The sequence below is a fragment of the Acinetobacter sp. CE-15 genome, assembly GCF_051059255.1.
Lineage (GTDB): Bacteria > Pseudomonadota > Gammaproteobacteria > Pseudomonadales > Moraxellaceae > Acinetobacter > Acinetobacter guillouiae.
On the sequence record NZ_CP192737.1, the window covers coordinates 3,195,907 to 3,219,616 of the forward strand.

General features: G+C 37.6%; 27 protein-coding genes. 12 read left to right on the forward strand and 15 right to left on the reverse strand.

What is annotated here, in order from left to right; all coding sequences use genetic code 11:
- Positions 1-539 precede the first annotated feature (539 nt).
- On the forward strand, positions 540-1,103 hold the full coding sequence (ahpC, locus tag ACQ7EO_RS14630) for an alkyl hydroperoxide reductase subunit C (RefSeq protein ID WP_004721823.1): 564 nt from the start codon (positions 540-542) through the stop codon (positions 1,101-1,103).
- A 100-nt stretch (positions 1,104-1,203) separates the two neighbouring features.
- On the opposite strand, the gene ACQ7EO_RS14635 is transcribed toward ahpC, so the two are convergent.
- Entirely contained in the window at positions 1,204-1,560 is a 357-nt protein-coding gene (locus ACQ7EO_RS14635) for a VOC family protein (protein WP_056515960.1), read from the reverse strand.
- A gap of 100 nt (positions 1,561-1,660) precedes the next feature.
- Positions 1,661-2,164, reverse strand: coding sequence for an endonuclease V (locus tag ACQ7EO_RS14640; protein ID WP_004721827.1), 504 nt, complete (start codon positions 2,162-2,164; stop codon positions 1,661-1,663).
- 229 nt (positions 2,165-2,393) lie between these two features.
- Between ACQ7EO_RS14640 and ACQ7EO_RS14645 the strand changes: the two genes are divergently transcribed.
- The gene (locus ACQ7EO_RS14645; protein ID WP_004721830.1) at positions 2,394-2,600 is read left to right on the forward strand and encodes a KTSC domain-containing protein; all 207 of its coding nucleotides are present in this window, start codon (positions 2,394-2,396) and stop codon (positions 2,598-2,600) included.
- Between the two features lie 61 nt (positions 2,601-2,661).
- On the opposite strand, the gene ACQ7EO_RS14650 is transcribed toward ACQ7EO_RS14645, so the two are convergent.
- The 4 genes from ACQ7EO_RS14650 to ACQ7EO_RS14665 all read right to left on the reverse strand — a co-directional run bounded on the left by ACQ7EO_RS14650 (position 2,662) and on the right by ACQ7EO_RS14665 (position 4,843).
- Complete coding sequence (locus ACQ7EO_RS14650) at positions 2,662-3,255, reverse strand: O-methyltransferase (protein ID WP_034612124.1); 594 nt, start codon at positions 3,253-3,255, stop codon at positions 2,662-2,664.
- A 141-nt stretch (positions 3,256-3,396) separates the two neighbouring features.
- On the reverse strand, positions 3,397-3,612 hold the full coding sequence (locus ACQ7EO_RS14655) for a DUF1653 domain-containing protein (RefSeq protein WP_004721833.1): 216 nt from the start codon (positions 3,610-3,612) through the stop codon (positions 3,397-3,399).
- Between the two features lie 98 nt (positions 3,613-3,710).
- Entirely contained in the window at positions 3,711-4,067 is a 357-nt protein-coding gene (locus ACQ7EO_RS14660) for a hypothetical protein (RefSeq protein ID WP_004721834.1), read from the reverse strand.
- Positions 4,068-4,432: 365 nt separating this feature from the next.
- Positions 4,433-4,843 carry a roadblock/LC7 domain-containing protein gene (locus ACQ7EO_RS14665; RefSeq protein ID WP_004721835.1) on the reverse strand — a complete coding sequence of 137 codons (411 nt, stop codon included), beginning with the start codon at positions 4,841-4,843 and terminating at the stop codon, positions 4,433-4,435.
- 552 nt (positions 4,844-5,395) lie between these two features.
- Here ACQ7EO_RS14665 and ACQ7EO_RS14670 point away from each other — a divergent pair.
- The 3 genes from ACQ7EO_RS14670 to ACQ7EO_RS14680 all read left to right on the forward strand — a co-directional run bounded on the left by ACQ7EO_RS14670 (position 5,396) and on the right by ACQ7EO_RS14680 (position 7,717).
- Complete coding sequence (locus ACQ7EO_RS14670; protein WP_004820201.1) at positions 5,396-5,740, forward strand: hypothetical protein; 345 nt, start codon at positions 5,396-5,398, stop codon at positions 5,738-5,740.
- 101 nt (positions 5,741-5,841) lie between these two features.
- A complete protein-coding gene (locus ACQ7EO_RS14675) occupies positions 5,842-6,543 on the forward strand; it encodes a VIT1/CCC1 transporter family protein (protein WP_004820198.1) in 702 nt (233 codons plus the stop codon).
- A gap of 130 nt (positions 6,544-6,673) precedes the next feature.
- The gene (locus ACQ7EO_RS14680; protein WP_434277825.1) at positions 6,674-7,717 is read left to right on the forward strand and encodes an NAD(P)H-dependent flavin oxidoreductase; all 1,044 of its coding nucleotides are present in this window, start codon (positions 6,674-6,676) and stop codon (positions 7,715-7,717) included.
- Between the two features lie 61 nt (positions 7,718-7,778).
- Here the strand turns inward: ACQ7EO_RS14680 and ACQ7EO_RS14685 are convergent, their stop codons facing one another.
- A complete protein-coding gene (locus ACQ7EO_RS14685; protein ID WP_434277826.1) occupies positions 7,779-8,279 on the reverse strand; it encodes a DinB family protein in 501 nt (166 codons plus the stop codon).
- Between the two features lie 207 nt (positions 8,280-8,486).
- Between ACQ7EO_RS14685 and ACQ7EO_RS14690 the strand changes: the two genes are divergently transcribed.
- Positions 8,487-9,080, forward strand: coding sequence for a DUF4291 domain-containing protein (locus tag ACQ7EO_RS14690; RefSeq protein WP_303576482.1), 594 nt, complete (start codon positions 8,487-8,489; stop codon positions 9,078-9,080).
- A 43-nt stretch (positions 9,081-9,123) separates the two neighbouring features.
- Here ACQ7EO_RS14690 and dusB read toward each other — a convergent pair whose 3' ends face one another.
- The gene (gene dusB / locus ACQ7EO_RS14695) at positions 9,124-10,146 is read right to left on the reverse strand and encodes a tRNA dihydrouridine synthase DusB (protein WP_096733638.1); all 1,023 of its coding nucleotides are present in this window, start codon (positions 10,144-10,146) and stop codon (positions 9,124-9,126) included.
- A gap of 83 nt (positions 10,147-10,229) precedes the next feature.
- Here dusB and ACQ7EO_RS14700 point away from each other — a divergent pair, with 83 nt between their 5' ends.
- From ACQ7EO_RS14700 to ACQ7EO_RS14710, 3 genes are all read left to right on the forward strand, one after another.
- Positions 10,230-11,438, forward strand: coding sequence for a DUF1615 domain-containing protein (locus tag ACQ7EO_RS14700; RefSeq protein ID WP_270385390.1), 1,209 nt, complete (start codon positions 10,230-10,232; stop codon positions 11,436-11,438).
- Complete coding sequence (locus tag ACQ7EO_RS14705; RefSeq protein ID WP_434277827.1) at positions 11,405-12,052, forward strand: HAD-IB family hydrolase; 648 nt, start codon at positions 11,405-11,407, stop codon at positions 12,050-12,052. Before ACQ7EO_RS14700 ends, ACQ7EO_RS14705 begins: the two co-directional genes overlap by 34 nt.
- Before the next feature lie 101 nt (positions 12,053-12,153).
- Complete coding sequence (locus ACQ7EO_RS14710; RefSeq protein ID WP_434277828.1) at positions 12,154-12,594, forward strand: hypothetical protein; 441 nt, start codon at positions 12,154-12,156, stop codon at positions 12,592-12,594.
- 47 nt (positions 12,595-12,641) lie between these two features.
- Here the strand turns inward: ACQ7EO_RS14710 and proB are convergent, their stop codons facing one another.
- A complete protein-coding gene (gene proB, locus ACQ7EO_RS14715) occupies positions 12,642-13,775 on the reverse strand; it encodes a glutamate 5-kinase (protein WP_004721861.1) in 1,134 nt (377 codons plus the stop codon).
- A gap of 61 nt (positions 13,776-13,836) precedes the next feature.
- Complete coding sequence (gene cgtA / locus ACQ7EO_RS14720; RefSeq protein ID WP_434277829.1) at positions 13,837-15,066, reverse strand: Obg family GTPase CgtA; 1,230 nt, start codon at positions 15,064-15,066, stop codon at positions 13,837-13,839.
- A gap of 301 nt (positions 15,067-15,367) precedes the next feature.
- On the opposite strand from cgtA, the gene prfH reads away from it, so the two are divergent.
- On the forward strand, positions 15,368-15,958 hold the full coding sequence (prfH, locus tag ACQ7EO_RS14725; RefSeq protein ID WP_434277830.1) for a peptide chain release factor H: 591 nt from the start codon (positions 15,368-15,370) through the stop codon (positions 15,956-15,958).
- Between the two features lie 5 nt (positions 15,959-15,963).
- Here prfH and ACQ7EO_RS14730 read toward each other — a convergent pair whose 3' ends face one another.
- On the reverse strand, positions 15,964-16,323 hold the full coding sequence (locus ACQ7EO_RS14730) for a hypothetical protein (protein ID WP_034612168.1): 360 nt from the start codon (positions 16,321-16,323) through the stop codon (positions 15,964-15,966).
- 116 nt (positions 16,324-16,439) lie between these two features.
- Positions 16,440-17,801: a dicarboxylate/amino acid:cation symporter gene (locus ACQ7EO_RS14735; RefSeq protein WP_004721869.1), complete on the reverse strand. Its 1,362-nt coding sequence runs from the start codon at positions 17,799-17,801 to the stop codon at positions 16,440-16,442.
- Positions 17,802-18,220: 419 nt separating this feature from the next.
- Here ACQ7EO_RS14735 and ACQ7EO_RS14740 point away from each other — a divergent pair, with 419 nt between their 5' ends.
- Entirely contained in the window at positions 18,221-19,216 is a 996-nt protein-coding gene (locus tag ACQ7EO_RS14740; RefSeq protein WP_234622824.1) for a glycosyl transferase family protein, read from the forward strand.
- Positions 19,217-19,243: 27 nt separating this feature from the next.
- Here ACQ7EO_RS14740 and ACQ7EO_RS14745 read toward each other — a convergent pair whose 3' ends face one another.
- The 3 genes from ACQ7EO_RS14745 to ACQ7EO_RS14755 all read right to left on the reverse strand — a co-directional run bounded on the left by ACQ7EO_RS14745 (position 19,244) and on the right by ACQ7EO_RS14755 (position 21,092).
- Positions 19,244-19,708 carry a hypothetical protein gene (locus tag ACQ7EO_RS14745; RefSeq protein WP_434277832.1) on the reverse strand — a complete coding sequence of 155 codons (465 nt, stop codon included), beginning with the start codon at positions 19,706-19,708 and terminating at the stop codon, positions 19,244-19,246.
- A gap of 212 nt (positions 19,709-19,920) precedes the next feature.
- Positions 19,921-20,187, reverse strand: a complete 267-nt coding sequence (locus ACQ7EO_RS14750; RefSeq protein WP_004721875.1) for a YeaC family protein — start codon at positions 20,185-20,187, stop codon at positions 19,921-19,923.
- Between the two features lie 2 nt (positions 20,188-20,189).
- On the reverse strand, positions 20,190-21,092 hold the full coding sequence (locus tag ACQ7EO_RS14755) for an NAD(+) kinase (protein ID WP_004721877.1): 903 nt from the start codon (positions 21,090-21,092) through the stop codon (positions 20,190-20,192).
- A 195-nt stretch (positions 21,093-21,287) separates the two neighbouring features.
- Here ACQ7EO_RS14755 and mrcB point away from each other — a divergent pair, with 195 nt between their 5' ends.
- The gene (gene mrcB / locus ACQ7EO_RS14760; RefSeq protein WP_035371136.1) at positions 21,288-23,681 is read left to right on the forward strand and encodes a penicillin-binding protein 1B; all 2,394 of its coding nucleotides are present in this window, start codon (positions 21,288-21,290) and stop codon (positions 23,679-23,681) included.
- The last annotated feature ends 29 nt before the right edge of the window (positions 23,682-23,710 follow it).

The window sequence follows — 23,710 nt, forward strand, 5'->3', positions numbered from 1 at the left end:
TTCATGTTTACGTTATATATGTATTATAAAAATAATATTTTAAAGCTGCTAAAGCTCACTCAACTAAGCAACTGTCTGTGGCTGCAAATATTCATATAGACCTAAATCTATTGCTGTATGATCTACATCAACCAGGTAGCTTGAAGTGATGCTTAAGTACAAAACAGCAGCCACCCATATCATTTCCACGCTATACAACATTGAAATGTGATGTAGTTAAAATTCAATTTATCTTATATGAACAAATTCTATACATTGAAATAAATTTTATATCTTTTTTAGAAATCGCCCTTGAAATATAGCCCCAGAAGCATCATGTTTGTAACAGATTAAAAAAGGATGCTTTGTCATTCAAACATCATCTTTATTTGCTTTAGTTGATGAAATACTGACAAAACAACGGTTTTTGGTGAAATGTATCTGGAGCACGCTAATTTGATTTTCCGATCTTAGCGATAAAAAAATACTATTTCCCCAATAATCTAAAATTCATTATTCTAGTTAAATATTAGATAAACACCTCAATCATGGAGATAATGATGAGCTTAATTAATACTGAAGTTAAACCTTTTAAAGCACAAGCTTTCCAAAACGGCCAATTCATCGAAGTTACAGAAGCCGATCTTAAAGGTAAATGGTCTGTAGTTTTCTTCTATCCAGCTGACTTCACTTTTGTTTGCCCAACAGAACTTGGTGACCTTGCTGACAACTATGCTGAATTCAAAAAATTAGGCGTTGAAATCTACTCTGTTTCTACAGATACACACTTCACGCACAAAGCTTGGCACGATTCTTCTGAAGAAATCAAAAAAATTGAATATGTAATGGTTGGCGACCCAACTTGGGTTCTTGCTAAAAACTTCGAAGTTTTAATCGAATCTGCTGGTCTTGCTGACCGTGGTACTTTCGTTATCGATCCTGAAGGTAAAATCCAAATCATCGAAATCAATGCTGGTGGTATTGGTCGTGATGCTTCTGAACTTCTTCGTAAAGTTAAAGCAGCTCAATACGTTCACGGTCATCCTGGAGAAGTTTGCCCAGCTAAATGGAAAGAAGGCGATGCAACTCTTGCACCTTCAATCGACTTAGTGGGTAAAATCTAATTCTTGAATTAGATTAAACACATAAAAAAACCACGCTTTTTAGCGTGGTTTTTTTTGGATTAGATTTTATGTATAGGTTTTTGTGTTTGTAGATTTTTATTTAATGCGACCAAATTGCAATTTCATATCCATCTAAATCTTTAAAATGAAAACGACGTCCACCAGGAAAACTAAAAATCTCTTGTACGATGGTTGCACCCGCCTCTTTCACACACACTAAGCTTTGTTCTAACTGAGCACTAAACAAAACAATTAATGCCCCACCAGAACTTTGCACATCATCAGATTGGGCAAAGCCACCTTTTATCTCCCCTGAATCAAACTCACAATATTCAGGACCAAAGTCGGTAAAAGTCCAGCCTAAGTTTTGATAAAACCTTTTGCTTTGTACGACGTCTTTCACCTTAAATTCAATATAGTTAATGGAAATTTTTTGACGAGCCGCTGACTGATCCATCGATGTTTCTCCTTAAATTTATAAAATATTGTTCTATAGAAAATAAAATATGAGTCAATTGATAATACATTTAAACCACTAAATATAGGATAACAAAAAATTATTTTTGCGTTGTTCTGCTCAAATGATCAACTTGCTTGAGTAGCTCAGGAATACGGTATTTCCCGTACATGGACTGTACATTATGTTTCGCTTGCACTAATTCTATGCCGATGGCAGAGACGTATAATGGCTTAACACTTTGTCCACGTAAAATTTCAAATTCCTTTGGTGTTCCTCTAAATTCATTTTTAGCCACCCCAATCACAGGGGTTTTATCAGCTAAGGCAGCATATAAGTGCTGTCCTAAACCTGCTGTTTGTTCAGTGCCTAAATAGACATAGCCATCAATCACAATCATATCGATGGGTTCTTTCACCAAATCCAATAACGTTAAAATACACGGTAATTCACGTTTATAAAATTGACCTGATTCATAGTCAGCAATTGGTTTGATGGTGATAAGGTAATGATTCAATACAACTGAACTCCCCCAAGACTCAAATACTACACCAGCAACTTGTGCAGAGTTATCTGTATAGGCAACGTCTATTGCAAGAATCATGATCCACCTCTTAATGACTAAAATAAAATAGCAATTTTCTCATTTACTGATGATTTTTTAAGTGTTTATCTTGCCCAAAATCTGTAATGTCAAAATATGAATATCTTTAGCAAAATATAAACAGCTTTATTTACAAAACCACTATACATTTCTTCAAGTGAATAGACTAATTTCAAAAGATACAGAATATATTTTTCTGTAAAACAATCAAAAGTTTAAGGGGTTGCTTATGGGATCAATGATTACCGTGACTTCTTGGAAGTACAATGCTTCTTCACGGTATTTAAAAATTTTTTATAACAATGGTTCTGGTGAACTTTACCATCCTGTCCCAGAATTTATATACAATAATTTACTACGATGTAGTGATAAAACAGCATTCGTGCATAAATACCTAGAATACGATTTACATTTTAAGCGACTTTCAATTTTATAGTTTTTAGAACTGTGTCTTTAGAGCAAAGTCAGGGAGATTTCTCCCTGATGTAAAAACTCGATTAGTTTTTAAATGTCACCACAAACAGACCAGACCCAATCGACAAGGTTGTGGTCATAAACCTTTCATCTCGTTTAACTTCCATGATAAAGCTCTTTACTTCAGCAGCATGTGATATCACATTATCTACAATCAATACCCCACCATGCTCTACAAGCATCTTCTGTAAATATATCCAGTAATTTAAATAAGCATTGCGCTCAGCGTCCAGTAGAATAAAGTCATATTGTTCCTGACATTGTTCCAAGTATTTTTGTGCATCCCCTACCCAAAAATCAATCACGTCATCAACCTGTAACTCTTGAGCATGCAGTTGCGCTTGCTGAGTTCTTTTTTCATCGATCTCTAGCGTTGTCACCTTGGCACCTGTGACTTTGGCTGCATCTGCAAGCCACAATGTAGAGTAACCTGTTGATGTCCCGATCTCTAAAATTTTCTTAGACTGCTGGATTCTCACTTGCATGGCTAAAAACAATGCTGATTCAGGTTCGATATTTCGATAGCGTTTAATACGATCACACTGTGTAGCATCAAACTTAATAAAGGATTGATATAGTTCATTCAATCGTTGCAAAAATGGGTTACTTAAACTCATGTTTAGATCTTCCTTTTCACTATCATTGTTATTATTTCAATCATTTACGTCATTGCTATGACAATACATAGCTTTTGACAAGTTACATCGTTACGGTTTATTTCGTGACTTTATCATTCGGTAAAATCTAGCAAGTACAACTCAAACCTCATGTAAAAATTCAAATCTCGCTTGGACTTGACCATCTTCTAATGTGACCTGCTCACAAAACATTTCATAAGGTCGAACCCAGATTGAATAATCATCATATAAACATTGGTAAACCACAACTTTTTCACGGGTTTCACTGTGTGTTGCGACATGAAAGACTTGGTATAAATTACCTTTATAATGTTTATAAATTCCAGCTTTTAACATCTACACTCAACACTCTAAATACGATATCTATGTTATACAGGATAGCCAAAGAAAAAACTCGTCCGTAGACGAGTTTTTTATGCTTTTCAATTTTTAAATTAAGAAAAGTCTAAGCCTTTTTCAAATGCTTTTAACTCGTGGCGAGCCATTGCTAAGTTTGATTTAGAACGATCTAAAACAAGATAAAGGAATAAGTTTTCATTTGAATCAAGTGGGCGAATCAAATGATACTGTTTACCTAATGTAATTAAAATATCTTCAATTACATCATCTAATTTCAGTGCTTTTGCTACTTTACGCTTAGCACGAACAACTTCAGTATTACCTGCAGCTGCTAATTCTAAGTCTAAACCTGCACCTGCAGTCGCTAAAGATAAACCACTTTCGCTATCTACTAATGCAGCACAAACGAAACCATCGATATCAGTTAATTGATCTAGTGTAATACGAGCCATGAGCATCCCCGTTTCTTTCAACATTGTTGTTCGCTTTAGTAATTCAATTTTTATTTTGCTTTACTAAAACACTTTACTATTTAGCTAAAAATATTCATTTCTAACTAACATGGATAAATTAGTATTCTTTTTTTGAATACCCATTTAATTTTATTTGATAATCAATTTTAATTAATTATTTCCCACACTCATTTTAATAGCATAAAAAATATTAACTATTCAATAGAAATTTAAAAAATAAATGACTAATTTGACTATTTAAAACTTTTGAAAAAACCCAACAAATACCAGATACAAAAAACCCAGTACAAATCTCATTTTTCAAAAAAAATGCAACTGAAGTTACATTTTTCACAATGGCTTATCTATATATTTCTCATCAGTAATTCTGAAGTAGATTTAAGCTCATAGAGCATCTGTCCCAATAAAATATCTTTGTTGGTCATCGCCACTAAAACCAGTGGATGCTTTGGATGAGGAATGGCTGTCAAAAGTGCTTTTCCGTTCTCGGCATCCAAGGTAATTGTTTGACATCCAACGAGATTGATTTCTGAAACAAATGCGGTCACTAGGGCTAAAATCGAACTACTCACTGCGGCAATCTTTCCAGAATTGCTAATATTTTTCTTGTTGACTAAAGCAATTTCAAACCCATCAGAAGTACACAACATGATGAACTCTACACCACTGACAGAGTTCAAAAGCTGCCTGATTTGTTTTTCAGCATATGCTACAAAATCATCAGGTACTTTTCGAGATGTGTTTAGGTCAAGCATATTCAAGAAAACCCCATAAATTAATTTGTAAATTCAGCATTTTCAAAAGCCGAAAACACAGGTTTTTCAGACTTTTTCCAGCAACAGAATTATTTGATATACTTCACATTTTACACTCAATTCTATCTGTTTTTATTGGCTTGTAAACATGTTTTTTCACTTTTAATTTAATTTTTTGAGCACTAATATTGCGCCACAAAGCTTCAAATTGTCAGATTTTTTTCAACAAGGTCACTTTCAAATAACTAATATCATAAATTGAGTGGATCTTAAACCTTATCTTGATTTAATTTTAACGATACAGCATTAAAACAAACTTAAATTTTACCATTGTTTATTTTATTGATATTGGCAGTTAAACTATAAAAGCAGTGTATTGATATTATATTAAGCTTTTATTAAAAGCAGATTTGTGCGCTATTATTCGATATAAGATAAATTGATCTTATAAAAACTTTACATTTTATTTTTTGATTTGGTTATTTTTTGTGTTTATATTTATTTCATCCAACTGCTGGATGCCAAAAATTAATTTAAAAAAGGTACAAGACAATGAATAAACTTCTACTCTCTCTTGGTCTGATTGCAACGATTGCACTTGTTGGTTGTAATAAAGATAAAGCGCCAGAAACAGGGGCGACCACAGGTGAACATGCTGAAAATGCCGTAGAACAAGCAAAACATGATGCAGAACATGCCGCTCAAAATGCAGCTGATGCGACGGCGAAAGCTGCGGATAATGCAGCAAATGCAACTGCGACTGCTGTCGATCATGCCGCTGATGCAACTGCACATGCTGCCGATGCAACTGTTGATGCTGCTAAAGATGCCACTGCAACTGCCGCTGGTGCTGTTGAAAAAGGTGCTGCGGACGTTAAAGAAAAAGCAAGCCAATAGTTTTAATCTGAAAAAAAGCTCCTAAATATAGGAGCTTTTTTATATTTGTCATATATTTAGATTATCAATGAATCAACTTTCAGTTACTTGGAGTTTTGTTTATGCCACATTCTCATCACCTAGAGCAGCATTTTATACAACGTACAGGCTGGTTAAGAGCAGCGGTTTTGGGTGCAAATGATGGCATCATTTCTGTGACCAGTTTAGTGATGGGAATGGCAGCGAGTGGTGCGTCTAGTCACACGCTATTGATTACCTGTATTGCGGGATTGATTTCAGGTGCAACCTCAATGGCTGCCGGTGAATATATTTCCGTCAAATCTCAATCAGATATTGAAGCGGCGGATTTAAAAATCGAAGCTCGCGAATTAGAAAAAAACCCGCACTTAGAGCTTAAAGAACTGACTCACATTTATATTCAACGCGGTTTAGATCCCGAATTGGCACATCAAGTTGCTGTTCAACTCACAGAAAAAGATGCCTTAGAAGCGCATGCACGGGATGAAATTGGGATCAATGAAGCAACTGCGGCAAGACCATTACAAGCTGCTGGTTCTTCAGCGTTATCGTTTTCAATAGGTGCCTTATTTCCAACATTGTCGATTTTGTTTAGCCCCGAAGCATATTTAGAAAAAATTGTTTTAGTAGTCGGTATCTTATCTCTGGTCATACTCGGTGCCTTATCCAGCTATTTTGCGGGTACATCAATACTCAAGGGTAGTTTCCGTGTGGCGGTATGGGGAATTATCGCAATGGCGTTCTCAAGCTGGATTGGTTCTCTGTTCCAAGTCACTCCGATGTGATCTAAGCCTCTATAAAATAAGCTACACTCTAAAGGTGTATTTGAATTATATTTTTATAATAAATACCGAACATAATTTGCTTATTGCAATTGGCTTGGGCAAAGTAACTTAAAACTCAAGGAGCTTAAATATGTCTTTATTAGAACAATTAGGGATAAAACATCCCATCTTACTTGCACCAATGGCAGGCGTTTCTACCCCACTATTGGCAGCGGAAGTATCAAATCAAGGGGCTTTAGGCGCTCTAGGACTCGGTGCAAATACCATAGATTCTGCACTTCAACAAATTCAAGAAACCCAAGCGTTAACACCACATCCTTTTCAATTAAATTTTTTCTGTCATGAATCAACAGCATTAAACACTGAATCTAATACGCTGTGGAGTCAACATTTAGCAGCTGAATTTAAAAAATTTGGCGCAAATCCTCCCACAGAATTAAAATGCATCTACCCGAGCTTTAAAGACAATGATGATTTTTTAAACCTGTGTTTAGACACTCAACCCAAAGCGGTAAGTTTTCATTTTGGTATCCCGCATCAATATCAAATTCAAAAATTAAAACAGGCCGGTATTATCACTCTAGTTTCTGCAACCAATCTGACTGAAGCGCTGGCTATTGAAGAAGCTGGGATTGATATTATTGTGGCTCAAGGTATTGAAGCAGGTGGGCATCGCGGTATTTTTAACGCTCAAATTGATGGTGCAATTAAAACCTCAGATCTAGTCACGCTTATCAAAAAGCATAGCTCACTGCCTGTCGTTGCAGCAGGCGGTATTATGAATGGGCAACAAGCCAAAGCCATGTTAAATCTTGGTGCTGATGCCGTGCAATTGGGAACGGCTTTTGTGCAATGTAAAACATCAAACGCCAATGCAGCATATCGCAAGGCCTTATTTGATCATCCACTCACTCAAATTACCTCAAGCATTTCAGGTCGTCCAGCACGCGGCATCATCAATCATTGGCAAGCGAGGATTGATCAGCCCGACCGTCCACATGTAGCCGCCTACCCTTATGCCTATGATTTGGCAAAACAGCTAAATGCTTTCGCGGTGCAACATGGTGATACTGGCTTTGGTGCATTTTGGGCTGGAAGTAATGTTGGACAGATTCGTGAATTAGAGGCTCAGGATCTGGTTAATCAATTGGTTGTGGAAATGAACCATTCTTAATACTCAACTCAGCTGTCAATAGAAGCTGAACTGTAACAGCTTCTATTTATATTGATTAGGCTTAGCTTTGTTCAACCAACATATACACCAAATCTAGTTCAGGACATGCATACCCCAATCCTGTCATTGCAGCAGTAATTTGCCCACGATGATGTGTGCCATGATTAAATACATGCATAAGTGCCGCAGCATAAGGCAAAGTCAGTTCTTGTCCAGAAACGCGTTTATAGGTTAAATCTGCATTTAAGGTTTTTTCATCTAACTGCTCTAGAAACTCAATCCAATTTTTTGACTTCTCTTGTAATTCATCCAGTAATCCTGTCTTTTTAGTTTGGATCATTGTATTTAATGCAATTGCAGGTGATATCCCCTGCTTAAAGCGTGAATACCAGAGATAATGTTCACCCAACAATAGATGATTCAAGGTGCCAACAATGCTTTTAAAGTAAAGACCAACATCTTTGTTAAAATCATCATCGGATACAGCTTTTAAACTTTCACAAAGACGCTGGGTTGCCCAGATATTGTATTGTGCCAGTATTCTGAAAGAGTCTTTATTCATCACTTAAATAAACCATCATTGTGGGTATATGAAATATAATCAGCTTGATAAAAATGCCATTTTGACTAGAATAGCGACAAAATCAATAAAGCTAGCTTGATGCTCATGTTAAATCAAATTTTTTGCCAATCGGTGAATCATTTTCCACTTATTTGATTAAGTTTTAAATTTTTTAACAACTTATTCAAAATACAAGTGAGATTTATCATGTCTGCATATCATCAAATACGTGCGCTATATGACCGCGACACGATTACAGTTTATCAAGCCTATAACCAACAAATTGCACAATTGGCGGTACAACAACAAAAGTTTGTTTCGCCCTTTTCCTTTCACAGAATGACATGGATAAAACCTTCATTTTTATGGCTAATGGAAAGAAGTCATTGGGCAACAAAATCCAACCAAAATCATATTTTGGCAATCCGTATCAAACGTGATTTTTGGGAATATTTACTACAGCAAAGTATCCATACCGACCCGACACTTTCAGCGCATAAAAATGGCGAACACTGGTTTGAGTCTTTTGAAAATGCCAAAGTTCATATTCAGTGGGATCCTGAACGGAATTTAAAAGGAACTAAGCTTGAACAGCGTAGTATTCAAATTGGGATTAGTCGTTTTTTAATTCAAGCGTTTAACAACACGGCGATTCACTCAATCCAAGATATCACGCCTCTTGTAAATAAGATGGCGCAATTTCGACGTCTAGGACAGTATAAACACGCTGAAAAGCTCTTGCCTAAACAACGTATTTATCCTTTAAACGATGCATTAAAAAAACATTTGCTGATTGGTTGATTCAGTATGGGAGTTCGCTTCCATACTAATTACACCTTATTGATTACACATCCAATAAATTTAGCGACTCAACCTGTACATCACTCATCGTATTGCCTTGTTCAAGCAAGTGATTAAAGTAAGCCTCAACAACTTTTGCTTGTTCTATCGTGCTTTCCACTTTGTACATATTTTGACGGAATTCATTACTAGAATGTAAGCCTTTGGTGTACCAAGCAATATGCTTACGTGCAATTCGGCAACCCGAGTATTCACCATAGAACTGATAAAGTTCAGACAAATGGCCCAGTAATACGTGTTTTACTTCTTGAATATCTGGTGCTGCTAAATATTCACCGGTTTTTAAATAATGGGCAATTTCACGAAAAATCCATGGACGCCCTTGGGCCGCGCGCCCAATCATAACCGCGTCAGCACCAGTATAATCCAATACATATTTGGCTTTTTCTGGACTGTCGATATCTCCATTGGCAATCACAGGAATAGAGAGCATCTGTTTGACTTCTTTAATCAAACTATAACGTGCCGTATTTAAATACATATCCTCACGGGTCCGACCATGTAAAGCTAAGGCTGCAATTCCTGCTTCTTCTGCTCTTTTCGCCACACGGATAATATTCTCATGGCCATTTAAAAAACCTAACCGCGTTTTTAACGTCACAGGCACATCAACCGCTTTTACCACTGCATCTAAAATTCGGGCAACCAAATCTTCATCTTTCAGCAATGCCGAACCTGCCAGTTTATTACAAACTTTTTTTGCTGGGCATCCCATATTGATATCAACAATTTGCGCACCATTTGCAACTTGATAACGTGCTGCCTCAGCCAACTGATCTGGTTCAGATCCTGCAATTTGCGCTGAAATCGGCGCTAATTCACCATCAAAATTTGCCCGATATAAACTCTTTTTGGTCATACGTAAAGTCTGATCAGAGGTCATCATTTCACTTACCGCATGCCCAGCACCAAAGTATTTGCACAGTGTCCTAAACGGACGGTCTGTGACTCCAGCCATAGGTGCAACGATTAAATTATTTGACAGTTGATAAGGACCAATATACATATATATTCATACATTTTTAGACCTTCATAGTATACTGCATCTGCCATAGTGGCTCATCATTTTCTGAGTATGTTTTCTTCGACATGAAAAAATTAGTTCGACATCACGCATTTCTTAAATCTTTCAGCGTGTTAGCTCTTTCTTTAAGCCTAGTCGCTTGTGGTAAAGGTTCGTGGTTTGCCAATGAAGATGATGAACAATTAAAACAAGAGCAAATCAGAAAACTGATTCCAAATCGTGTCAATCAACGTGACTCGTGGGCAAAAGACATCTACGATATTTCCAATGAATTAAAAATCCCAACCAACAAAGAAAATATCTGTACCATCATTGCAGTGGTTGATCAGGAATCTAACTTTGTTGCCAATCCTGTCGTGCCAGGTTTGGGGGATAAAGCGGTAAAAGAAGTCACCACACGTTTAAATGAGAAATTTGAAGATAAACTTGGAACCACAATTGGTGGCACGGTTGCTGCATATTTTGAGAATGTTTTAAAAAATCAGCCCTCACCTGATGATAACTATTTAAAACAAATGAGTCGTGTCCGCACTGAAAAAGATTTAGACGTACTTTACCGTGAAATCTTTGATTATATGGCAAAGCATTATCATGTGAGTGCGCTGACAGGTGCGGCCAAATTTGTTGGACAAGATATTGCTGAAAAAATGAACCCAATCACCACATTAGGTTCCATGCAGGTTCATATCAATTATGCCAAAGAGCATAAACGCACCAGTATGAACATCAATGAATTACGTGATGATCTATATACTCAATTTGGAGGTTTATACTATGGAATCCATCGTTTAATGATGTATCCAGCAGATTATGATAAACCGATTTATCGTTTTGCTGACTATAACTCAGGCATGTATTCTAGCCGAAATGCCGCTTTTCAAAAAATGATTGATAAGCTCACTGAAGCTAATCTGGCACTCGATGGTGATTTACTCTCGTATGATAAAAATGGCGCGCCGCGTCCGGCAATTACAGATACAGAAAAAGCCCTCACTGCCTTATTTTCAAAAAATAATATTTTAGTCACACCGAGACAACTACGTAGTGATTTAAAAGACGAGAAGCAGCAAGATTTTGAAAAAACTCAAACCTATATTGCAGTGACTAAACTTTATAAGAATAAAACAGGCAAAGATCCAATGTATGCGATAATGCCTGAAGTTGTCATTTCTGGGCCTAAATTGAGTCGTGATTATAATACTAACTGGTACGCAAGCCGCGTAAACGGACGATATGAAACATGTATGCACCGAGCAAAACGTTTAAAAATTTAGCATTATTTGATTTTGACGGAACCTTGTGTAAAAAAGACAGTTTCACAGGGTTTATTTTCTATGCTTTATCAAAAAGACATATCGTAAAGCAAGGCATCAAAATTTTACCGTGGATTCAGGCCTATTATTTAAATATCTACCCTGCCAACTCCATGCGTATCAAATTATTTAATGCAATGTTTAAACAAGCCGATGCCAATGAAATTCAAGATATTGCAAACGAATACGCTCAACGCTTAGTTCGACAACTGGATCAAAATCTTTATCAGCAGTTATTAAAACATCAGATGAATGGCGATGATGTTGTTTTGGTTTCAGCATCTGTAGATATTTACCTCAAAATCATTTGCCAAATCTTAGATATCGATTTGATCTGTACAGGAACTGAAGTCATAGATGGCAAATTTACTGGCAACTATTCCACGCCAGATTGCAGTTGTGAACAAAAACGACTTCGTATCTTAGAAAGATATGATTTAGATCAATATAATAAAATATTCGCCTATGGGAACAGTGAAGAAGATTTAGATATGCTTCATTTGGCCGACTATCAATATATGGTTGGTAAGGATCAGGTTTTACCCTATTTAGAAGATGAAAAAAAATTTGCGTAATTCAGCACTGAGATTTTTCAATGTCCTATATCAATATCATCATGCCACTCTCTGAATTCTATCCCTATATTCAACACGAATTAGAGAAATATCAAATTGAAATGGCAATAGAATATTTTGATTCAAATCATAAAATTCAAATGAAAATTACCACGCCTGATAATTTACAAAAACAACTTAGCCAATATCATCATAAAAATCTTGCCTTCTATTTTTTTGATCAAGCTCAAAACATCAGTAAAGATAAAATCTACAAAGATGAATACTGTATATATGCGATTGCAGGTGAAGGTGGTCGAGAAACAGAGGATACGTTAGAAAAAATAAGTTTAAGAATGATCTCAAAAACACCTGATAAAAATATTAAAAGCTTTTTTAATGCGATCAAACGTAAATTAAATAACGATGAAAATTTTGGCAAAGGCGTACAAGGAGGCTCTCGCTTCCATGACCAACACTTTTACTTAAAGTCATGGGTCGGCCATAAATTTTTTAAATCCGATCTATACAACGAAAAAGTACCATTAATCATACCCAAATAAAAACCCCGCCAAAGCGGGGTTATATTTCTTAGAAATCTTAAAGCTAATCAATAAATCGACATGTGATTACGATGAATCATTTCTAAAGAACGTGCTTCACCTAGCACCTGATACACTTTATCCGAAGCCAAACCTTTGACAGTTTCAGCAGAACGCGAACTAAAGTTCACCCGTCCAACCGCGACTCGATGACCATACTGATCAACACATTCCACAACATCACCACGATCAAAATGCCCTTCAACAGCTTTTACCCCTACAGGCAATAAACTACGATGGTTTTCTTTAATGGCTTTGACAGCACCATCATCTAAAACCAAACGCCCTGCAGTTTGAAGGTGTGCAGCTAACCACTGTTGATGTGCTGTAACACGATCATCATCAGTAATAAATAAAGTACCCAATAATTCACCCGCCATTAAACGAGCCAATACATTGTCACTTTCACCACTGGCAATTAGCGTTGGACAACCTGACTTGGCAGCCAGACGAGCAGCGCGAACTTTGGTCAACATACCACCACGACCAAACTTACCACCACCACCGGCCATATCAAACAAGGTTTCATCCATTGCACGAACAGTATGGAACAATTTTGCATTTGGATTAGAACGCGGGTCTGAATCAAACATCCCTTGCTGATCAGTCAAAATGATCAGTAAGTCTGCATGAACTTGCCCTGCAACCATTGCTGCAAGCGTATCATTATCACCAAAGCGAATTTCATCAGTAGACACTGTGTCATTTTCATTGATTACAGGAATCACTTTCCAATCAATTAAATTCTGCAGTGCATCACATGAGTTAAGGTAACGGCGGCGATCCGCAAGATCATCATGAGTTAACAAGACTTGCGCCGTTTGGATAGAATGCTTTTCCAACACGCTTGACCACGTATGAATTAGCCCCATCTGACCAATGGCAGCACAAGCTTGTAGACTGGGTAAATCGGTGGGTCGATTCTCTAGCTTCATACGAACCATTCCTTCAGCCACAGCACCTGAAGACACAAGAATAATCTCGTGCCCTGCATTGTGTAGATCTGCAATTTGTTTCGCCCAATGCGAAATTGCATCCAAATCTAAACCTTGCCCATTTGCTGTGAGTAAAGATGATCCGATTTTAACAACGATACGTTTTAAAGCCTTGAGCTGACGTTGCCCATCTACCACTTCTATCATCTTGTCCTCGGTCTTTCTTTTCTAAATGGGTATCTTTGGAAATGATAGATACTCTTAGAAATTAGCGTACGTAGTACACTTCCATTTCGCCATCATCCTCGCCATCGTCATCCTCATCCTCATCATCTTCTTCCTCTGCCAAAATACCAGCAAGACGTTGTTGACGACGCATTTCACGATAAGCTTCTTTTGCAGCAATCGTTTGCTCACGTGTTTCAGCTTCAAGCTGATCACGGAATGCTTTCATTTTCGCTGCATACTCTGGATCTTCGTCTTCCAACTCACGTTGTTGCTCGATTTGATCCATGAGGTAATACACAACAGGTTTGGTACCTTCTTCAAGCAAGCCTGAAGTTTTAAATACAGGACCATCCCATTGTAATTCTTCAAGAATATGATTACACCATTCTTCTTGAGTATCATCAGTTAATTGATCAAGTTTGTTTAAAACAAGAACAATCGGTAATTGAGCCAATGTTGGTGAGAATTTTTTCAATTCTTCCACAATCGCTTTGGCATTGTAGGCAGGATCTGAACCATCAATCGGTTGTACATCGACAATATGCAAAAGAATACGTGTACGTGCCAAATGCTTAAGGAAGCGAATCCCTAAACCTGCACCTTCTGCTGCACCTTCAATCAATCCTGGAATATCCGCCATAACGAATGAACGATGACGATCCGCATCGACCACACCTAAGTTCGGTACCATTGTTGTAAATGGATAATCTGCAACTTTTGGTTTAGCTGCTGATACTGCACGGATAAAGGTAGATTTACCTACATTCGGCATCCCCAATAAACCTACATCCGCAAGAACTTTTAACTCTAAACGAATTTCACGGTATTCACCTTTGATACCATGTGTACATTTACGCGGAGAACGGTTAGTCGATGATTTAAAATGAGTATTCCCCAAACCACCATCGCCACCATGTGCAACTAAAACCTTTTGGCCATCTTCAACCAAATCACCAATAATATCGCCAGACTCTGTATCTACAATGGTTGTTCCTACTGGAACTTTCAGAATAACTGATTCACCACCACGACCAGCACAGTTTGCGCCAGCACCGTTTTTACCACGTTCAGCGCGAAATTTACGGGTATAACGATAATCTACTAAGGTACTGGTATCGTCGTCAGCTTGAATATATACGCTGCCGCCACGACCACCATCACCACCATCTGGGCCACCAAATGGTACAAATTTTTCACGGCGAAAACTGGCTACGCCATTGCCACCGTCGCCAGCCTCTACGGTAATGACTGCTTCATCAACAAAGCGCATGCTGCCAATCCTCTAAAATCTTTAAAACCCCATATTCTGCCATATTTTCAAAAATTTCTCGAATAGTATTATTCAGCTAAGCATGAATTTTCTTAAACATTTATTCTGAGAGGCTTGATAATGCATATTTTTATTCGATTTCGATTGTTTTTTGTTCACATATTTTTCTATAATCAGTTCGCTGAAAATCAATAATTCAAAATTAAATCACGCTTATTTTAATGAATCTCACAATTTCTGTTTATTCGCATGCATTTTTTTGATTTTCGAACTTATACATTAATTTTAAGGAACACTCATATTGTCTATCGTCCAACTCAGTACTGCGCTTGGACCCGCAGAATGTGAACTCGCTGTAAAATATACGCTTGAAGAAATGCACAAAGAAGCCAAAACAAAAAAGATCCATCTCCAAACAATTGAAAGCCATACGACTCAATATGGTTATTCCTCGGTACTGCTCAGTGTCAATGAGGATGCCCGAACATGGCTTAATACTTGGCTCGGTACAATTCAATGGACTTTTCAAAGTCCAATTCGTCCACAACATAAACGTAAAAACTGGTTTGTAGGTATTGCGCTTTTCGATACACCGTTGCAACTCCCTGCAGATGACACCATCACTTTTCAGGCCTGCCGTGCTTCAGGTGCTGGTGGCCAGCATGTCAACACAACCGACTCTGCTGTCCATGCAACGCATGTTGCATCTGGAATAAGTGTAAAGGTCATGTCTGAACGGAGCCAACATGCCAATAAACGTGTGGCAAAAGAGTTGATTGCACTCAAACTACAACAACAGATGAAGAGCCAGCAAGCCCATCAGAGACACGCTCAACATTTACAACACGCGTTGATCGAGCGAGGCAATGCCGTCCGAGCATTTAAAAAGTGATGTTTTTACATCACTTCAATTAAACGATATGCAAATTGAAACGTTCTATTTTCTTTTTCAATTAGCTCAGCACTTAATGTTAAATCTGCCCATTTTCCTGTTTCATCATTTAACGTGGTTTCTAATTTGGCCTCTATTCCATAACCACCTTGATAATATTGAAAAACTTCAAAATTCTCATTTGAAATTGTTAGTTCAGGAATGTTTTGATCAAAATAGTAATGTAAAACGTCTTCTTGAATTTCATCCCAAACGGCTTGAGATATTCCAAATTTTAAATGAAGTTGTTTAAAATTTTTCTGACAAACTGCTTGTATAAATTCCGCACATAATTGATATGCAATATCTTGAATATTTTTATCCATTGAATACCTAATTAAAGATAGTTTTGATTATAGAAATTGATTTCTAATCGAAACACGATTTTATCACAACAATAAAAAAGGAAGCCTGAGCTTCCTTGATTTACAACACAATAAAATTAAGACTTCTGCAAATCCAATTGAGGTTGATTTGATTCTTCAAGCATTTTACGATCCACTTCAGCAGGGTTATTTAAAGCATCATTGAGCTTTTCAACATCCAGCTTTCCGACCCACTTGGCAACAACAATCGTTGCCAAAGAGTTACCGACCAAGTTAGTCAATGCACGCGCTTCAGACATAAAACGGTCAATACCTAAAATCAAAGCCAAACCAGCGACTGGGATATTGCCTACAGCAGCCAAAGTTGCTGCCATGACAATAAAGCCTGAACCAGTTACACCTGCTGCGCCTTTTGATGAAATCAACAAGACTGCAAGCAAGGTAATTTCATGCCAAATATCCAGTTGAGTATTGGTTGCTTGTGCAATAAAGATCGCCGCCATAGTCAAATAAATAGAGGTACCATCAAGGTTAAATGAATAACCTGTTGGAATTACCAAACCAACCACAGACTTTTCGCAGCCAGCAATTTCAAGCTTTTTCAGCATACGTGGTAATACAGATTCTGAAGACGATGTACCCAATACAATCAACAATTCTTCACGGATCATACGAATCATTTTTAAAATGCTAAATCCGCAGAAACGACTGATCGAACCTAAAATAATAAAGATAAACAACAAACACGTGATATAGAAACAAAGAATTAACTGTGCAAGTTGCGCTAAGCTACCAATCCCATACTTACCAATGGTAAATGCCATCGCACCAAAGGCACCGATTGGCGCAAGTTTCATGATCATATTCACGATGTTAAAGAACACATGCGAAATTTGATCAATCAATCTTAATACTGGTTTTCCAGCATCGCCCAGTTTATGTAATGCAAAACCAAACAATAAGGCAAATAAAAGAACTTGTAGAATTTCACCTTCTGCAAATGCACCCACAACGGTATTTGGAATGATATGCAAAAAGAAATCAACAGTAGACTGTGATGCACCTGATTCCACATACTTACTGATACCTGTGGTATCTAAAGTCGCAGGATCAACATTCATACCAACGCCCGGTTTGGCGATATTGATAACAACCAAACCAATAATCAGGGCAATGGTAGATACGACTTCAAAATATAAAAGTGCAATACCACCGGTCTTACCCACTGATTTCATGCTTTCCATACCCGCAATCCCGCTGACCACGGTACAGAAAATCACAGGGGCAATAATCATTTTAATGAGCTTAATAAAAGCATCACCTAAAGGTTTGAGTTGTTCGCCTAAACCAGGAACACTTTTCTCTACACCATTGATCAATTGAGTACCACTTGGAAAGTAGTGCCCTACTATCACACCCAAAATAATGGCAACAATCACTTGAAAATAGAGTGACTTATACAGCGGTTTCTTAGCCATGATAATTACTTCTTTCTATATTTCTGTTTGAAGAAATATCCAATGTTAATGCTACCATTTGCTGACACAGCCCAAAATCCCGATAAAAACTTCTGGGAAGTCGGTTTTTAGCAAATAAAAATCCCTTCAGAAAACGACAGTTTTCCAAAACAATGACAACGAATGACGATGTTTAAGATTTATTCTCGCTGGCACCTTGGCCAAAAGAATAAATACAGAACAGGAGATAAAAAATAAAACGCTCTTCAAGGCTATTTTAATTAATTTTTGATGATCAATCTCTATGCAAATGTTAATTTCGCCTAACATCTGTGCAATTTATGCTTAGACCTTAGTCTAATATCGTCTATATCTATACGATTCAGATCCATTTATGGCATAGTGTATTCCACTGTCTCCTCTCCCTTGATCCATTTGACATGAATACAAAACGCAATCTTTATAAAGACTTTGAACATCCTTTTGCGCAGTTTGTGCGAATTGTCGGTAAAGGGAAAAATGGTGCACGATCATTAACTTATGATGAAGCTTATCAAGCTTTTTCAATGATTTTGAAAAATGAAGTCTTAGACGTACAACTTGGCGCATTTTTAATGTTGCTTCGGGTCAAAGAAGAGTCTGTAGATGAACTGACAGGTTTTGTCCAAGCGACCAAAGACCAATTGAATTTTCAACCACTTGCTGTGGATTTAGATTGGTCATCTTATGCGGGTAAACGCAAACATTACCCGTGGTTTTTATTGGCAGCATTAACACTTTCAAAGCATGGTTATAAAATCGTGATGCATGGTGCATCAGGCCATACCATGAACCGTGTGTATACTGAACAAGTCTTAGAATACTTAGGCTTTCCAATTTGCCAAAATGAAGCACAAGTCAAACAGCAACTAGACACCCAAAATTTTGCCTATTTGCCTTTAAATGTGATCTCTCCGATCTTGGCAGATTTGATCAATCTTAGAAATGTGATGGGTTTACGCTCCCCGATTCACACACTAGCTCGTTTGATTAATCCATTCAATGCCAAAGCAACCTTACAGGCAATTTTCCACCCTGCTTATCGTAGTTCACACCAACAAGCTGCCTTTCAATTAGGTTATAAAAATAGTGCTGTGATTAAAGGTGAAGGTGGCGAGTTTGAGCGTAATCCTGATGCCAAAACTCTTATCTGTGGTATTCAAGATGGTGAACTTTATGAACATGAATTGCCTAAATTAACCGATAACCGTAGCCCAACAGAAGAGCAGCTTGATCTCGCTGTTTTTAAATCGGTTTGGGAAGGCCAACAAGCACATGAGTATGGAGAAATTGCCATCACTGAAACAATGGGCATTGCTTTATATACCATGGGTATTGTAAATAACTATCCAGAAGCCATGAGTAAAGCAAAGTATCTTTGGAACACACGTTTCTAATTTCATCTTCAAACACAAGCGTGAACGTTATTGATCACGCTTTTGGATAAAATAAAAATCAGCCCAATAGGGATAACTTTTCCCAGAAGAATGAATATTGATGAGTTGCAACTGATCACCCACTTTGACATCGATATTATTGGGCTGATAAGGACCAGATAAATAAGCATCTTTTTGCTTACCAATCAGACTTAAACAATACAGATAATGGGTTTTTATCTTTTTTGATACGTCGGCTGTATAAGCATTACGGATCTTGATACCAATTAACAGCATGGGATAACCATCATTTTTAATTGATGTATATTGTGTGACTGGCGTTTGGAAATTTTGACTTGCGGTTACGGTAACATCTAATAAACATTGAATACTTCTTGCATCACTTGTTCGCTCAGCGAATGCACTGGTCGAAATTGCAGTGATACAGAATAAACTGAGTCGAGTTAGCGTTATTGTTTTTAGTCGCGTTATTGTTTTGAGCAACTTGAGCATTTTAGCCTCTTTATCGTTTTTAAGATTTTTATCATGCTGAATATCTTTATCACCTTATTACGCACTTCTCGTTTTAACATATTTATCGTTTTAACATAGTTATCGTTTTAATAGCATCATGATTGAAACAGTTTAAATATTATTGTTTTTTAAATTGAGTGTTTGAATCACAAAGTGAAACTACTCTGTGATTCAAGGGATCTTTTGCGCCGTTAGATAAAACGAATCGGTTTAAATTCTGGCTCAGGCACGTGCGAATCACATTCCTCACCTTCTTCTTTATGCCCTTTATCGATATAACCTGTACGTTCTTTTTCAGGTATATTCTGATGTTCCCAAGCAATCACTGCTTGCATACAGGTTTGACGTTGCTCAGCAGTCAACGCCACACCATTTGGCCATTTACCAATTTCTACCGCAGTTTTTAAACGCTCAACAATGTCAGCATCTAAAATAGAAAGCATCTGTTCAATATTCATGGTCAATCCCGCTGAAAAGAATCAAAATCTTGATTCCAGCCAAGTTTAGTACGACAAGCCATATAGAAGTCATAACCTGGTGGATGTAAAAGTATTAGTTTGAAGGGATGTTTACGAATATGCAAACTATCACCGACATTTAATGAAACGCTATGCTGACCATCGGCACTGACCATCGGCAACACTCGGTTTTCACGAATCAATATCTTAATTTCGCTTTGCCCCCCCACCACAATCGGTCTTGATGACAACGTATGTGGGTGCATTGGAACCAAAGCAATCGCATCCATACTTGGATGTAAAATCGGTCCACCACCAGATAAGGCATATGCCGTTGAACCTGTCGGGGTCGATACAATTAAACCATCGCTGTGCTGACGATAAACATATTGCCCATCAATGTTCAGCTCAAAATCAATCATATGTACAGATTTACCAGAATGAAGTACCACATCATTCAAAGCAATTGCATCATAAATTATTTCATTTTTACTGCGAATTTCAATTTCCAATAAAAAGCGACGATCAAGCTGAAACTCACCTTTTAAAACTTGATCTAACTTAAACAGCACTTCAGTGGGTTTAATATCTGTTAAAAACCCTAAGCGACCGCGGTTCACCCCAAGTACAGGAATATTGTATTTTACCAATGCACGTGCAGCATGTAATAAAGAACCATCACCACCCACGACAATAACCAAATCAACCACTTCACCGAGCAGATTCTTACTGACAGTTTGTGTATTGGTATAAGGTACAAGTTGTGCTGTAGCTGTATCAAAAACTGGATGCAGACCCAAACTTAATAAATGATCGTGTATAAGACAAAGCGTATCAACCACAGATGATTTATCTGGTCTTCCAATTAAACCGATATTACGAAAGGTCTTTGGTGAAATTTGCACAGATGCGGTAGCTCCACTGAAATTCTGAGATATAATAGCACTCTCAGTATATGTTTATAAAATCATTCATATACGAAAAATAACGAGAATGTTTAAAAAGCCTTTAAATTTGTGTATTTCACAGATTTATTATTGCAAAATTAAGAAAAGCTTCGCATGATTAGCGAAAATAAATTTGGGTATTATTATCTGTATATGAAGACCGAACGTGGTATAGGCTTAATTGCACTGATTTTTTGTGTATTAATTATTGCAGTATTTCTCGCATTTAGCGTCTACTTAATTCGCCTCGACAATGTTATTCGAGATAAGTTTGAAGGCAATCGTTGGGATATTCCTGCGAAAGTATTCGCTCGCCCGTTAGAAATCTATGCAACTGCGCCAATTGCCCAAATAGAGTTTGAACAAGAGCTCAAATTACTCGGTTATAAAAACAGTGATAGCTATACCAAATCAGGAACCTATATTACCCAACCGAATACAATTTACGTGCATACACGTGGCTTTGACTTTGGTGACAGTGTAGATCCAGAACAAGTCCTACAAGTGACCTTTGCTGGCGATACAGTTACAGATGTAAAAGCCACCAAACCGACCAATACTGGAATCGCACGTTTAGAACCGATGTTGATTGGTGGTATCTACCCGCAACACAATGAAGACCGTGTCCTGATCAAATTAAATAAAGTTCCTAAACCTTTGATTGAAGCTTTAATTGCTACAGAGGATAGAAACTTTTATCGCCATCACGGTATTTCATTCCGTGGTACAGCGCGCGCATTACTCAGTAACGTGACTGGTGGTAAACGTCAAGGTGGTTCAACACTGACGCAACAGTTGGTTAAGAACTTTTTCTTAACCCCTGAAAAGACCTTAAAACGTAAAGTGAATGAAGCCCTGATGTCGCTGTTATTAGAGCTTCATTACAGCAAAGACGAAATTTTAGAAGCCTATTTGAATGAAGTGAATTTAGGTCAAAGTGGTAATTATTCTGTCAATGGCTATGGCTTGGCTTCACAATTCTATTTTGGTTTACCGCTCAGTGAATTAAATATTTCACAACAAGCATTTTTGGTTGGTTTAGTTCAAGGGCCTACCCTATTTAACCCTTGGAAAAATCCTGAAGGCGCAAAAAAACGTCGCGATATTGTGCTGAACAATATGTTGGTGATGGGATACTTAGACCAAGCGCAATATGAAAAAGAAATTGCACGTCCGCTCAATGTGGTGCGTAAACCAACATTAGGTACAGCAAGCTTCCCAGACTTCTTAGATATTGTACGTCGTCAACTTAAAACCGAATACCAAGAATCAGATTTAACCAATCAAGGTTTAAGAATTTTTACGACACTTGATCCAATTGCACAAACTAGAGTGCAAAAGAGCTTTAGAGAAACGGTGAGCCGTTTAGCCAATGCGAACCCCGCAAGATTAAAAGACCTACAAGGTGCTGTTTTAGTTACCCGTCCTGAAAATGGCGAATTGATTGCCGCTGTTGGTTCAACCCAAGACTTTACTGGCTTTAACCGTACTGTAGATGCTAAACGTCAAGTGGGTTCTTTACTTAAACCTGTGATTTATTTAAGTGCGTTGGAATCAGGTCGTTATAACTGGGCATCACAAATTGAAGATGCGCCAATTAGTTTACCTGTCAGTGGTAATCAAACCTGGACACCAAAGAACTATAGTGGAACAGGTCATGGCTATGTTCCGATGTCTCAAGCCTTAGCAAACTCATATAACTTGTCTGCTGTGCGTTTAGGGAATGAATTTGGGATCTCTACATTTAGCAATAACTTGTCTAAATTTGGGGTGACCTCAAAGATTCCAAACTACCCGTCTATTTTCCTTGGTGCGGTTGATATGTCACCCATGGAAGTAATGAGTATTTATGGTAACTTTGCAACAGGTGGATTTAAATATCCAACCAAAGCGATTCGTACTGTTGTAGATTCTAATGGGCGTTTATTAGAACGTTTTGGTTTAAATGTACAACAAACCATAGACCCTTCTGCTGCCTTCTTATTGAACTTTGGCTTACAACAAGTCATGTCTGCGGGTACAGGTAAAGCGGCTTACAACACATTACCTGCTGATCTCAAACTTGCGGGCAAATCTGGTACAACCAACGATACCCGTGATTCTTGGTTTGCTGGATATTCTGGCAATAATTTAGCAGTGGTGTGGTTAGGCTTAGACAACAATAAAATCACTGGGCTTACAGGTTCATCAGGTGCATTACCTGTCTGGATCAATGTCATGAAGCAATTACGCCAAAAACCAGTGAATTTACGTCAAACAGATGATATTTCATGGCAATGGATAGACTCTCGAACTGGGGAGCTTTCAGCACAAGGCTGTGAAGGCGCACTATATATTCCATTATTACGCCACACTGTCCCTAATCGTGCGACAGAGTGCGGCATGCCATATTATCAAGTTGATCCTCAATCCACACCTGATACGCAACAAAACACTTCACAGCCGCATTCAAGTGATAGTATAGAAAACTATATTCGCGAAAGTGAAGACAGTTTAGATCAGGACTCAAGAGGTCATGTGATCTCAAGTGGTAGTTATAACAACTAATCTAAACATGTTGGATATACGGGTAAATT

Coding starts and splice junctions, on each gene's coding strand:
- ACQ7EO_RS14680 (WP_434277825.1), top strand. CDS start 6,674: ATGTCTTTATTAGAACAATTAGGGATAAAACATCCCATCTTACTTGCA.
- ACQ7EO_RS14650 (WP_034612124.1), bottom strand. CDS start 3,255: ATGAGTTTAAGTAACCCATTTTTGCAACGATTGAATGAACTATATCAA.
- ACQ7EO_RS14750 (WP_004721875.1), bottom strand. CDS start 20,187: ATGAATATTGAACAGATGCTTTCTATTTTAGATGCTGACATTGTTGAG.
- ACQ7EO_RS14635 (WP_056515960.1), bottom strand. CDS start 1,560: ATGGATCAGTCAGCGGCTCGTCAAAAAATTTCCATTAACTATATTGAA.
- ACQ7EO_RS14730 (WP_034612168.1), bottom strand. CDS start 16,323: ATGGATAAAAATATTCAAGATATTGCATATCAATTATGTGCGGAATTT.
- ACQ7EO_RS14645 (WP_004721830.1), top strand. CDS start 2,394: ATGGGATCAATGATTACCGTGACTTCTTGGAAGTACAATGCTTCTTCA.
- cgtA (WP_434277829.1), bottom strand. CDS start 15,066: ATGCGCTTTGTTGATGAAGCAGTCATTACCGTAGAGGCTGGCGACGGT.
- ACQ7EO_RS14745 (WP_434277832.1), bottom strand. CDS start 19,708: ATGCTCAAGTTGCTCAAAACAATAACGCGACTAAAAACAATAACGCTA.
- ACQ7EO_RS14700 (WP_270385390.1), top strand. CDS start 10,230: ATGAAAAAATTAGTTCGACATCACGCATTTCTTAAATCTTTCAGCGTG.
- ACQ7EO_RS14740 (WP_234622824.1), top strand. CDS start 18,221: ATGAATACAAAACGCAATCTTTATAAAGACTTTGAACATCCTTTTGCG.
- ACQ7EO_RS14675 (WP_004820198.1), top strand. CDS start 5,842: ATGCCACATTCTCATCACCTAGAGCAGCATTTTATACAACGTACAGGC.
- proB (WP_004721861.1), bottom strand. CDS start 13,775: ATGATAGAAGTGGTAGATGGGCAACGTCAGCTCAAGGCTTTAAAACGT.
- ACQ7EO_RS14655 (WP_004721833.1), bottom strand. CDS start 3,612: ATGTTAAAAGCTGGAATTTATAAACATTATAAAGGTAATTTATACCAA.
- ACQ7EO_RS14690 (WP_303576482.1), top strand. CDS start 8,487: ATGTCTGCATATCATCAAATACGTGCGCTATATGACCGCGACACGATT.
- ACQ7EO_RS14660 (WP_004721834.1), bottom strand. CDS start 4,067: ATGGCTCGTATTACACTAGATCAATTAACTGATATCGATGGTTTCGTT.
- ACQ7EO_RS14670 (WP_004820201.1), top strand. CDS start 5,396: ATGAATAAACTTCTACTCTCTCTTGGTCTGATTGCAACGATTGCACTT.
- ACQ7EO_RS14665 (WP_004721835.1), bottom strand. CDS start 4,843: ATGCTTGACCTAAACACATCTCGAAAAGTACCTGATGATTTTGTAGCA.
- mrcB (WP_035371136.1), top strand. CDS start 21,288: ATGAAGACCGAACGTGGTATAGGCTTAATTGCACTGATTTTTTGTGTA.
- ACQ7EO_RS14735 (WP_004721869.1), bottom strand. CDS start 17,801: ATGGCTAAGAAACCGCTGTATAAGTCACTCTATTTTCAAGTGATTGTT.
- ahpC (WP_004721823.1), top strand. CDS start 540: ATGAGCTTAATTAATACTGAAGTTAAACCTTTTAAAGCACAAGCTTTC.
- ACQ7EO_RS14685 (WP_434277826.1), bottom strand. CDS start 8,279: ATGAATAAAGACTCTTTCAGAATACTGGCACAATACAATATCTGGGCA.
- ACQ7EO_RS14710 (WP_434277828.1), top strand. CDS start 12,154: ATGGCAATAGAATATTTTGATTCAAATCATAAAATTCAAATGAAAATT.
- ACQ7EO_RS14705 (WP_434277827.1), top strand. CDS start 11,405: ATGTATGCACCGAGCAAAACGTTTAAAAATTTAGCATTATTTGATTTT.
- ACQ7EO_RS14640 (WP_004721827.1), bottom strand. CDS start 2,164: ATGATTCTTGCAATAGACGTTGCCTATACAGATAACTCTGCACAAGTT.
- dusB (WP_096733638.1), bottom strand. CDS start 10,146: ATGTATATTGGTCCTTATCAACTGTCAAATAATTTAATCGTTGCACCT.